The sequence below is a fragment of the Neisseria subflava genome, from assembly GCF_003044935.1.
GTDB lineage: Bacteria > Pseudomonadota > Gammaproteobacteria > Burkholderiales > Neisseriaceae > Neisseria > Neisseria subflava_E.
This window is the reverse complement of sequence record NZ_POXP01000001.1, coordinates 754476-766712: the sequence shown is the minus strand read 5'-3', so window position 1 is coordinate 766712 and position 12237 is coordinate 754476. Positions and strand designations below refer to the sequence as shown.

The 12237-nt window shown below is 49.9% G+C and carries 5 protein-coding genes, 1 pseudogene and 1 CRISPR repeat array (1 of these 7 cut by a window edge); of the genes and pseudogenes, 5 read left to right on the top strand and 1 reads right to left on the bottom strand.

Annotation, left to right across the window (positions count from 1 at the left end; all coding sequences use genetic code 11):
• A CRISPR array of direct repeats spans nucleotides 1-3633; the repeat unit is 32 nt; unit sequence CCAGCCGCCTTCGGGCGGCTGTGTGTTGAAAC (it extends 702 nt beyond the left edge of the window).
• 289 nt (nucleotides 3634-3922) lie between these two features.
• From DBY95_RS03680 to fghA, 3 genes and pseudogenes are all read left to right on the top strand, one after another.
• A pseudogene (locus DBY95_RS03680) lies at nucleotides 3923-4172 on the top strand (CRISPR-associated helicase/endonuclease Cas3); the annotation flags it as partial.
• A gap of 93 nt (nucleotides 4173-4265) precedes the next feature.
• Nucleotides 4266-5402: an S-(hydroxymethyl)glutathione dehydrogenase/class III alcohol dehydrogenase gene (locus DBY95_RS03675; RefSeq protein WP_107723427.1), complete on the top strand. Its 1137-nt coding sequence runs from the start codon at nucleotides 4266-4268 to the stop codon at nucleotides 5400-5402.
• A gap of 8 nt (nucleotides 5403-5410) precedes the next feature.
• Nucleotides 5411-6238, top strand: a complete 828-nt coding sequence (gene fghA, locus DBY95_RS03670) for an S-formylglutathione hydrolase (RefSeq protein ID WP_107723426.1) — start codon at nucleotides 5411-5413, stop codon at nucleotides 6236-6238.
• 113 nt (nucleotides 6239-6351) lie between these two features.
• Here the strand turns inward: fghA and rtcR are convergent, their stop codons facing one another.
• Entirely contained in the window at nucleotides 6352-7980 is a 1629-nt protein-coding gene (rtcR, locus tag DBY95_RS03665; protein ID WP_107723425.1) for an RNA repair transcriptional activator RtcR, read from the bottom strand.
• Nucleotides 7981-9095: 1115 nt separating this feature from the next.
• Here rtcR and DBY95_RS03655 point away from each other — a divergent pair.
• Both DBY95_RS03655 and DBY95_RS03650 read left to right on the top strand, forming a co-directional pair.
• Nucleotides 9096-10670 (top strand): vWA domain-containing protein, encoded by a 1575-nt coding sequence (locus DBY95_RS03655; protein WP_107723424.1) that lies wholly within the window; start codon nucleotides 9096-9098, stop codon nucleotides 10668-10670.
• An 88-nt stretch (nucleotides 10671-10758) separates the two neighbouring features.
• Nucleotides 10759-12237 (top strand): RNA ligase, encoded by a 1479-nt coding sequence (locus DBY95_RS03650; RefSeq protein WP_107723423.1) that lies wholly within the window; start codon nucleotides 10759-10761, stop codon nucleotides 12235-12237.

Below are 12237 nucleotides of genomic sequence, written 5' to 3'. Positions count from 1 at the left end.
TGTCGTTACTGCGCAGAAGCGCAGACCCAGCCGCCTTCGGGCGGCTGTGTGTTGAAACTGCATATTTGCCGACCCTGCGCTGCCCCCGCTCACCAGCCGCCTTCGGGCGGCTGTGTGTTGAAACGACTGGGAAGAAGCGCAAGAGGCGTTTGTTGGTAGCCAGCCGCCTTCGGGCGGCTGTGTGTTGAAACCAAAAATACGCGCTCGTCAATACCGGTATCAACCCAGCCGCCTTCGGGCGGCTGTGTGTTGAAACCTGCTGTGTGTCTGCGGACGGTTCGTCGGTGTCGCCAGCCGCCTTCGGGCGGCTGTGTGTTGAAACTGCAATCCTATCGACTACTACGCCCTTGAGTTATGCCCAGCCGCCTTCGGGCGGCTGTGTGTTGAAACAGCCGTGAGATGACGAAAGAGGAAGAGTGGGAGCCCAGCCGCCTTCGGGCGGCTGTGTGTTGAAACATCACGGGCTTTTGGCGTATGTGCGACCAAGCACCCAGCCGCCTTCGGGCGGCTGTGTGTTGAAACTTCGCGCCGTTTCCGCGTGCCACTTTGCACGCGGCCAGCCGCCTTCGGGCGGCTGTGTGTTGAAACCGTATAGACGAGCAAGACGTGCCGTATGAGGGACCCAGCCGCCTTCGGGCGGCTGTGTGTTGAAACGGCGGTTATTTTGCGTTGCATATCCCCCCTCTTATCCAGCCGCCTTCGGGCGGCTGTGTGTTGAAACCGTAACCGATAGTCTGCTTATCCAAGCCAGTGCCCAGCCGCCTTCGGGCGGCTGTGTGTTGAAACATCTCTCGAGATGGTCAAAATGAATCACTAGGCAACCAGCCGCCTTCGGGCGGCTGTGTGTTGAAACAGAAAATGAAATAAAACGGTAGTTATACGGTACCCAGCCGCCTTCGGGCGGCTGTGTGTTGAAACATGTATGCAAATATGCACAATACAAATATGCTTCCAGCCGCCTTCGGGCGGCTGTGTGTTGAAACTCCCTTTTGGCCATAACCAGTTAACAATTTATAGCCAGCCGCCTTCGGGCGGCTGTGTGTTGAAACCCCCTGCTTATCAGTGAAAAGGGACTTAAGCTATTCCAGCCGCCTTCGGGCGGCTGTGTGTTGAAACTCTTATTATCCTGAAAGGGCAAAACCATGAAGAACCAGCCGCCTTCGGGCGGCTGTGTGTTGAAACAGTAAGTGGACTACCTTATATACATGAAAGGAAAGCCAGCCGCCTTCGGGCGGCTGTGTGTTGAAACCACTTCAAGCATGACAATGGCGCATTCCGTGAACCAGCCGCCTTCGGGCGGCTGTGTGTTGAAACGATTACCACCGCCATGCCTAATGCGTTGACTGCGCCAGCCGCCTTCGGGCGGCTGTGTGTTGAAACTGTACCACGAAATCCTTAAAGTAGTTGAGCTTGTCCAGCCGCCTTCGGGCGGCTGTGTGTTGAAACACAACCCCTCGCGCAACAGTGGTTAACCTCTCAGCCAGCCGCCTTCGGGCGGCTGTGTGTTGAAACAATGGTCGTAACCGTCCGTACTACCACCAACTCCCAGCCGCCTTCGGGCGGCTGTGTGTTGAAACTCGTATACTCTACCCGTAGCGTTCGGGGGATGGCCAGCCGCCTTCGGGCGGCTGTGTGTTGAAACTCTATATATTCAAGCAATTTAAGCCATTTTGTGTCCAGCCGCCTTCGGGCGGCTGTGTGTTGAAACATCAAATGCGCCCTTTTTTTGATTGGGGATAGTCTCCAGCCGCCTTCGGGCGGCTGTGTGTTGAAACAAATTAGAGAAAAAAAAGGTCGTTTGTTTTCAGACCCAGCCGCCTTCGGGCGGCTGTGTGTTGAAACCCGACTTCCAAGTTGTTGCCCAACAGAATTACCGCCAGCCGCCTTCGGGCGGCTGTGTGTTGAAACCGCCATTCTTACCGCCCCCTTGCATTCCGCCGTCCCAGCCGCCTTCGGGCGGCTGTGTGTTGAAACGTCTGAAAAAGTGTTTTCGCTCTACCCACGGTGGCCCAGCCGCCTTCGGGCGGCTGTGTGTTGAAACCAACCTTGAATCGCGGCTCGTTGAAAACAAATCCCAGCCGCCTTCGGGCGGCTGTGTGTTGAAACTGCTTGATACTATCGCGGAATATATGGGCAAATCCAGCCGCCTTCGGGCGGCTGTGTGTTGAAACTCACTAAGTTTAAAGGCGAGCGAGGGGAGAAAGGCCCAGCCGCCTTCGGGCGGCTGTGTGTTGAAACAGGTCATTAAAAAACTCAATACAACCAAGCGGCAGGCGCCAGCCGCCTTCGGGCGGCTGTGTGTTGAAACTTCGGCCATCAGGGTCAGAGCAAAGCTGGCAGGCCCAGCCGCCTTCGGGCGGCTGTGTGTTGAAACAAAAACGACAATCGGCAGAAGTGATTTTGTCGATCCAGCCGCCTTCGGGCGGCTGTGTGTTGAAACACAATCTCGCTTTCTGAAAGCATAACGCCCTCGTCCAGCCGCCTTCGGGCGGCTGTGTGTTGAAACCTCTTTGGTTTTGCTCATTTATGCACTTTCCCAACCAGCCGCCTTCGGGCGGCTGTGTGTTGAAACATTAAAAATCAGTGTGTTAGATACTTTTTGATAACCAGCCGCCTTCGGGCGGCTGTGTGTTGAAACCTCGCCTGCGCCCTATTGATGAACGGCCTGCTCAACCAGCCGCCTTCGGGCGGCTGTGTGTTGAAACTCGTCACGCCTCACTTGCACCATGCGCGGCGGTTCCAGCCGCCTTCGGGCGGCTGTGTGTTGAAACATTTGGTATCTGACGGCTCAAGCGTTTTGGGGAGCCAGCCGCCTTCGGGCGGCTGTGTGTTGAAACAGTTTTTTGCCCGAAAATAGAAATTTAAGTGAGCCAGCCGCCTTCGGGCGGCTGTGTGTTGAAACTTCTGTGTTTTTGCTGTCGTTTACGCGCACGATGACCAGCCGCCTTCGGGCGGCTGTGTGTTGAAACATCAATAGGGCGCAGGCGAGGAATAGGGCGATACCCAGCCGCCTTCGGGCGGCTGTGTGTTGAAACTTCGATGTCGCCGCTCAAACCGACTGGGGCCGTCCCCCAGCCGCCTTCGGGCGGCTGTGTGTTGAAACGTATCGGACGGCTGCAAATTAATAGCCAACCCATCCAGCCGCCTTCGGGCGGCTGTGTGTTGAAACGTATCGGACGGCTGCAAATTAATAGCCAACCCATCCAGCCGCCTTCGGGCGGCTGTGTGTTGAAACTTCGGTCATTTGTGAGGCTTTCTTATGGGTTGGTCCCAGCCGCCTTCGGGCGGCTGTGTGTTGAAACCGTATCAGATTTATTGAACACGCCGTCGGCGTAATCCAGCCGCCTTTAGGCGGCTGTGTGTTGAAACCATGTTTGACCAATCAAAGGATTTTCACGCATCACCAGCCGCCTTTAGGCGGCTGTGTGTTGAAACTGGCGGTGGTGGAAGTTCTGGCGGAGGTGGAAGTCCAACCGCCTTTAGGCGGCTGTGTGTTGAAACTGTCTATTCAACCGGAAATAACAGAACAGCCTTCCCAGCCGCCTTTAGGCGGCTGTGTGTTGAAACAAAATAGATACGAAATACACCGCTGCCATCACGCCTAGCCGCCTTTGGGCGGCTGTGTGTTGAAACTTCAGCAACTACGAATTCTATGCCGACCTATTCCGTCAGCTGCCTTTTTGTAGCTATATGTTCAAATATTGCCCAAGCAGGCCATTCTTCTTTTGATCCTTCGCTTTCCGAGGCTTTAGTGAAAGCACTGGAGGATATTAGAAGCAAGTTATAAAGGTTAATAAATGACAATGCCGTCTGAAAAAGTTTCAGACGGCATTTTTTCTATTTGCATATTAAATTTAATATCATATTATCATTGAATCTATATCAATTTGAATTTTTTAGAATTTCAATATAAAACCCCCTCATTTACTACGCTCATTCCGCCCAAGATAAACTCGGCAATCCCTTGCCTTACAAACCATTGGCAAACCTTGCAAAGTCATTCGGTAAATGTGGGCGAAATGGCGGCTGAGTTTGCCCGGGTATTTGATGCGCAGGAAATTGCCTGCCAGACGGGACAGCTTCATGATTTAGGGAAATATTCAGTTGCCTTTAATCACCGATTGCATGGCAGCCCTTCAGCCGATCATGCTACTGCCGGAGTCAAAATTGCAAAAATGCTTGCTTCAGGGTGGGTTCCAAAGTATAAACTGTGGTTATCTTTCGTAGGCTAGATAACTTTATTAATGAATTAAAAGGCAAAAATAATGGAAACGAAACAAACCAATTCAACCATCAAATCGCGTGCGGCGGTGGCATTCGCCCCAAATCAACCCTTACAAATTGTGGAAATCGACGTAGAAATGCCGCACAAAGGCGAGGTGTTAATTCGTAACACGCACACTGGTGTGTGCCATACTGATGCATTTACGTTATCAGGAAGCGATCCTGAAGGTGTGTTCCCTGTGGTGCTTGGACACGAAGGTGCGGGTGTGGTCGTTGCTGTGGGCGAAGGTGTGTCAAGCGTAAAACCAGGTGATCACGTCATTCCTCTTTACACCGCTGAATGTGGCGAATGTGAGTTTTGTCGTTCAGGTAAAACCAACTTATGCGTCTCAGTGCGTGATACACAAGGTAAAGGCTTAATGCCAGATGGCACGACGCGTTTTTCTTATCAAGGTCAGCCGATCTATCACTATATGGGCTGTTCTACTTTCAGTGAATACTCAGTTGTTGCCGAAGTTTCACTGGCGAAAATCAATCCAAAAGCAAACCATGAACAAGTATGTTTGCTTGGCTGCGGCGTTACCACAGGTATTGGTGCGGTGCATAACACAGCAAAAGTGCAAGAAGGCGACTCTGTGGCGGTGTTTGGCTTGGGGGCGATTGGTTTGGCGGTGGTGCAAGGTGCGCGTCAAGCCAAAGCCGGTCGCATTATCGCTATTGATACCAATCCTTCAAAATTCGAGCTGGCAAAACAGTTTGGTGCAACTGATTGTTTGAACCCAAACGATTACGATAAACCGATCAAAGATGTGTTGTTAGACATCAATAAATGGGGCATTGACCATACCTTTGAATGTATTGGCAATGTAAACGTAATGCGTCAGGCATTAGAAAGTGCACACCGTGGTTGGGGTCAATCCATTATCATCGGCGTAGCGGGTGCAGGACAAGAAATTTCAACTCGTCCGTTCCAGTTGGTCACAGGTCGTGTTTGGAAAGGCACGGCATTTGGTGGCGTGAAAGGCCGCTCTGAACTTCCGAAAATGGTGGAAGATTCAATGAAAGGCGACATTCAGTTGGAACCATTTGTGACCCACACAATGACGCTCGATCAAATCAATGAAGCCTTTGAGTTAATGCATGAAGGTAAATCGATCCGCGCTGTTATTCATTACTAAGGCCCGAGATGAAACTGATTGAACAACATCAAATTTTTGGCGGTTCGCAACAAGTTTGGGTGCACCATGCCCAAACGCTTCAATGCGAAATGAAATTTGCCGTCTATTTGCCAAATAATCCGGAGAATCGACCGCTTGGTGTGATTTATTGGCTTTCCGGCTTAACTTGTACTGAACAAAATTTCATTACCAAATCAGGCTTTCAGCGTTATGCGGCAGAGCATCAAGTGATTGTGGTCGCCCCCGATACCAGCCCTCGCGGAGAGCAAGTGCCGAACGATGATACTTACGATTTAGGGCAGGGTGCAGGCTTTTATCTGAATGCGACCGAGCAGCCTTGGGCGACGAATTATCAAATGTATGATTATATTTTGAATGAGTTGCCTAGTCTGATGGAGGAAAATTTTCCTACCAACGGCAAACGTTCGATTATGGGACATTCAATGGGCGGACATGGCGCATTGGTATTGGCGCTGCGAAACCAAGAACGTTATCAAAGTGTTTCTGCCTTTTCGCCTATTTTGTCGCCAAGCCTCGTGCCTTGGGGAGAAAAAGCCTTTTCTGCCTATTTAGGGAAAGATCGCGAAAAATGGCAGCAATATGATGCTAACTCGCTCATCCAACAAGGCTGTAAAGTGCAAGGTATGCGCATTGATCAGGGCTTGGAAGATGAGTTTTTGCCAACACAATTGCGTACCGAAGATTTTATCGAAACCTGTCGTGCGGCAAATCAACCGGTCGATGTGCGCTTCCATAAAGGCCATGATCATAGCTATTACTTCATCGCCAGTTTTATTGGTGAGCATATTGCCTATCATGCGGCATTTTTGAAGTAAACCAAAGAAGTGATTTGTGTTAATAAATTAAAAAGGCATCGGATTGATGCCTTTTATTTTTTATAAATGATGAAAAATAATGTGATTAAAATGAGCTAGCTTGCCCACTTTATTTAAATATCCCCCCATTCCAGTCCAAACCGTTGCAAATACTTTCTCAATCGATCGCTGTCATTGACTTTTGCCCTTTCTGTTCTGGAGACGTTGAACAATGCACGGCCGGCAGCGGCCATGTTGGGGTGTTTGCGGCATTCGTCGATGACGTGTTGCAGTTGTAGTTTGTCGAACAAATCCAATGTGTCCCAATCGACTTTATCGGGGTAGTCTTGTGCTTTTTCAGACGGCCTTTTATGTAGGAGGCCGTCTGAAAAGGGTTCTTCCGACCATAGCCATTTGAGGCGTTCGATTTCGGCTTGGACTTGTTCTACCTGTATCCTGCCTTGCGGCGCGAGTGTGGCCAGGCGCATGATGCTGGCAGCGAGGTCGCGGAAGTTGCCGCGCCATGGTGCTTGGTTGGAGTGGGCGAAGTCGAGGTAGGCGGCCAGGGCTTCTTTGTTGAAGCGGGTGGTTCGGCCGAGTTCTTGCGAGGCTAGGGCGAGCTGGTGTTCGACGTTGGGCTCGATGTCTTCGCGACGGTTGGCGAGTGCAGGTAGTGGGTAATTCCAGATATTAATGCGGGCGAACAGGTCTTCGCGGAAGCGTCCGGCGCGGATTTCGTGGCGTAGGTCGCGGTTGGTGCCGGCGATGAGTTGGAAGTCGCTTTTGACTTCGCTGTCGCTGCCAACGGGGTAAAAGTGTTTTTCTTCAATGGCTTTGAGCAGCATGGCTTGCTCGTCCAAGCCCAATTCGCCGATTTCGTCTAAAAACAATACGCCGCCGTCGGCAGTTTTCAGATAACCTTCACGCTTTTCTGCGGCGCCGGTAAAGGCGCCTTTTTTGTGGCCGAACAGGGCAGATGCTGCGCCGTCGCCGCGAAGGGTGGCGCAGTTTACATCGACAAATGTGCCTTTAATCAGATGGCGCGCTTTTTTCAATTCAAAAATCCTGCGTGCCAACATAGATTTGCCTGCGCCTGTCGGGCCGGAAAGCAGAATGGGGGAAGGGGAGTTGAGTGCGACTTGTTCGATTTCGGCAATCATGCGGTTGAAGGCGGCGTTTTTGGTGGAAATGCCGCTTTTCAGGTAGCGCACTGCGTCGTCGCGTACGGCGGCAAGGCGTTCTGCCAGTACGTCATAACGAGCCAAGTCTAAATCGATGATTTCATAACTTCCGACATTGCCGTCCTCCATACTGCGTCTTTGATTTTTGGGCGGAGCGGTTTGTAACAGTACGCCGGGGATTTGACGCGATTCCACCAATAAAAACAGGCAGATTTGGGCAACGTGTGTACCTGTGGTGATGTGGGTGAGATACGTTTCTTCTTCTGTATCAAATGGATAGCTCGCAGCCCAATCGTGCAGCTTGGTATAAACTTCGGAAAAATCCCACGGGTTTGCCAGCTCCATAGGCACAAGATTGACGACCGTGTGTGGCGACACCTGTTGAATATCGGCTTTTACATGATCCGCTAGGTTGCGATATTTCTCCGCATAAAACAGCTCCATGCGGTCGAGATGAAAATCCTGACGCTGATTCATGGCGACATTCGGCCGCCACTTCTGCCAACGGCCCTGACCGAAACCTTTATCCAGCACTGTACCGAGAAAACTGACGGCGACTTGTTTTTTAGGGGTGATATTCATGTTTCAGACGGCCTTTAAATTATTTTTTCAATACAAATTTGCCGTTTGCTTAACCGCAAGCGTTTGTCCAAATCATCGAATCTCATCATATATCCTTATATATTTTATTTTCTATATAACTATCTACAAATATATTTTTCAGCATTCTACGCTTTTTGCCGATAAAAGCCACTTTAAAATATATTTTTCTTATATTCAATAAATTAAAAATTATTTTTATAAAATTTTATTCTTGGCACGCTGTTGGCTATGTTGTGAATGTAGCGATACAGCAGATGCTTCGGGAAATACAGTTACCGGAGAAAAATTTTCCGTAAATTTAGTTGCTGTGTGGTTACAGGGCGAATGCCGACAAGACTACATTTGGATTAACAGGTTCGAATCCTGTCTCGTCTGATAGACGTTGAACGTCTTGTTTATTTAGTCGCCCACCCTTTTTCAATATGGCAGGCAAATGCCTAGGAAAACTACAACATGGATATCCTTATGTCGCAGGTTCGAGTCCTGTCTCTGTTGTTCCAAATAGCAGAGTAGCTCAGTTGGTAGAGCCAAGGCATGTTTCCCTTAAAAACTTGTTGCGTGCCATATTACTTTTACGGCAGCAGGCGGATGTCTGGAGAGAATACATGAACCTTTTACGTTAAAACCGTTTCTCTTCATGTTTATCCGCTACGCAGCCCCCATTCGAGGCCGTCTGAAATATTCAGGCGGGCTGATATAAAAACTGTTTTTGGTGCAAACGGCAAATGCCGGAGGAATTACAGCCTGCTAAGCTCGAGGTCGCGGGTTCGAGTCCCGTCTCTGCCGCCAACTATGGCAGAGTAGCTCAGAGGATAGAGCGCGTAAAAATTTCTCCACTCTTTGTTGCCCAATGTGCCACCCCTTATGGGCGAATGCCATTAGGATTACATTCCTTCCTTGCTACAAACCCGAATGATCCTAATTAAACTGGTCGCCCTACGGCAGTAGGCGGATGCCCGGAAGAGAATACATTAGCTTTCAGTTAAAAACGCTTCTCTTCATCTTTAGCAGCCACACTGCCACCCATTCAAGACCGTCTGACAAACAAAGCTAAAACAAGTTCAGACGGCCTCAAACCAACAATATGAAAGAAAATGAAAATGGCTAATACTACCTTGTTTCAATCTATTAAAAACCGTTTTACTAAAACCGATACCTATAATGAAGCCGGCGGCATCGCCTACACGCTGACACCCAAACAACAGCTGGCCCAACTTGCCGCTACCGGTTGTCTGAACAATACCTACTATGCCGATGCCCAAAGTCAGCTTGACCAAGTGTTGAAATTGGCAGAAAGCCTGGATGCCGAGTTTATCGCCAAAACTGCCGTATATGCCCGTCAAAAAGGTTTGATGAAAGATATGCCTGCGCTGTTGCTTGCCGTGTTGGCGCAAAAAGACGTGAACATGCTCGCCCGCGTATTCGACCAAGTAGTGGACAACGGTAAAATGTTGCGTAACTTCGCACAAATTATCCGTAGCGGCGCGGTCGGCAGAAAATCTTTCGGCAACCGTCCGAAAAAACTGATGCAGACTTGGCTTTTGACTGCCACCGAAAAACAACTGTTGAACGCCGCCGTCGGCAATTCGCCATCGCTGGCAGACGTGGTCAAAATGGTGCACCCCAAACCGCGTGAAGCATGGCGTGCCGCCTGGTTTGCGTGGCTGATCGGCAAACCGTACGACCGCGAAGCATTGCCACCCATTACCCGCGCTTTTGAAAACTACAAACAAAGCCGAGAAGGCGAATTACCCAACGTTCCTTTCCAAATGCTCACTGCTTTAGACTTGAACAGCGGCGACTGGGCAGAGATTGCCCGCAACGGCTCATGGCAGCAGGTTCGTCAAAACCTGAACACTTTCCTGCGCCACGAAGTGTTTGCGAAAAGCAAAAACATCAAAATGGTGGCAGAAAAACTGCGTGACGAAACCACCATTGCCCGCGCCCGTGTTCTGCCTTATCAGTTGCTGACCGCGTATCAGGCAACATCTAATCAAATGCCGTCTGAAATCTGCGAAGCCCTGCAAGATGCGATGGAAACCTCCGTACAAAACGTACCGGCCATCCAAGGCAAAGTCGTGGTTTGTCCGGACGTTTCCGGCTCTATGCACAGCTCGGTTACCGGCTATCGCGGCAGCACGACCAGCAAAACCCGCTGCATCGACATTGCCGCGCTCGTATCTGCCGCCATGTTGCGTACCAATCCGCAAGCCCGCGTGATACCGTTTGAACAAATCACGGTAAACGTGAAGCTCAATCCGCGCGACAGCATCATGACCAACGCCGAAAAACTCGCCAATATCGGCGGCGGCGGAACGGCATGCAGCGCACCGCTCGCCATGCTGAACCGTGAAAAAGCCGATGTGGATTTGGTCGTCATCGTATCAGACAACGAAAGTTGGGCAGATGACAGCCAAGGATGGGGTGCCACAACCAGCCTGATGAAAGAGTGGGACATTCTGAAACGGCGTTGTCCCGAAGCCAAACTTGTTTGTCTGGATATCCAGCCCTACACCAAGGCTCAAGTACGAAACCGTCAGGATATTTTGAACATCGGCGGCTTCTCCGACCAAGTATTCTCCCTGATCGGTTCCTTTGCCGAACGAGGTATGGGTACAGATTTCTGGGTAGAAGAGATTGAGAAAACGCCGTTGGCAGTTGTGAACTGAAGCTAAGGCCGTCTGAAAAAAGGGTAGAAATATTTTTCAGACGGCCTATTTATTCAGGGTAAGCTGAGAAAAAGAATAAGGAAACAAAATGCAAAAATTTATCTTAATCCGCGGTCATCAAGGTTCGGGAAAATCGACGTTTGCCGAACAAAAAGCCACCGAATTTAAAGCGCAATATCCGGATGCAGAAGTTGTCCGTATTGAAAACGATTTGTTCATTACCGATGAATACGGTGAGTATCATTGGTCGGGTGAAGCAGTGGATAAGGTGCAGAAACGCGGTAATACCTTGATGACTGAAACTTTGAGACTTGGACGCCAAAATCCGAACCGAAATATTCTGATCATTAATTCCAATACCAACCAAAAAGCTTCGCGTTGCCGTCATTTATTGGATCAGGCGGAGAAAAGCGGTTTTGAAACAGAGGTCTATCGACTGCACAATTTCTATCCCAACCTGCATGGCGTGAAAGAGCATGACGTATTGGCGGCGTATATCAAGCTGAACCAAAACCGAGTGGCAAACGAAATCCATATCGAGGCCGTGCAACCGGCAAATGCGGAACAGTTAGAAAAAATCGAACAGATGCAGGCTATCGAGCATAAGCCGCTGGTGTTTGATGAGGCGCAGCAAACCTTTGTGACCGATCACTATCTGCAACACAGCAGCCGTAACTTTACCGCCAAAGCATCCAAGCGTTATCCCGAATTGCGCGTGTTGAAATACGCCCGCAGCGTGTTCTATAACAACCGCTTTGATGATGCGTTGCTGGAAATGCGCGGTTTGATTATCGATGCGCATAATCGAATCATCGTGCGTCCGTTTAAAAAAGTGTTCAATTATTCGGAACGTATTGCCAAATGCAGCCGTTATCCGATCATAATCGGCGACGAGAGACTGGTAGATGCGGTGGTGAAAGTAAACGGCTTCCTCGGCTGCTGTACTTTCGTCTCGCTTTCAGACGACCATCTGTCTAAAGGCGCGGCGTTTGACGGCAAAGTGCTGTATTCGACCACCGGTTCGCTTGATAGCGCGTTTGCCGACATGACCGCCACACACTGCGCACAATACGAAACCTTGTTCCGCGCATATCCGAACCATACTTTTTTGTTTGAAATCACAGACGCGAAAGACGTACACATCATCCGTGAAGAGTTGGGCGAAACCTTAATCGGCTGCATCGACGTGGCGACAGGCCGTCAGTTTACCGAAGCCGAATTGGACGAAATCGGCAAACAATACGGTATCCGCCGTCCCGAAACGCTGAAAAACATCACGTTCGAGGAGTTGAAAGGTCGTCTGAAAAACGTGGAACACGAAGGTTTTATGGTGTTTGATGCCCAAACCGGCGAAATGCTGTTCAAACTCAAATCGCCGTATTACCTGATTTCCAAGTTTTTAGGACGAAGCAACGAGGGGAATATCGGCCGCAAACTCGACAAACGCCACGTCGATGAAGAGTTTTACCCCTTAATCGACTACATCCACGAGCATCAGGAAGCGTTCAATGCTATGCCGGAATTGGATAAAATCGCGTTCATTCAGGCGTTTTTGAGACAGTTGTAA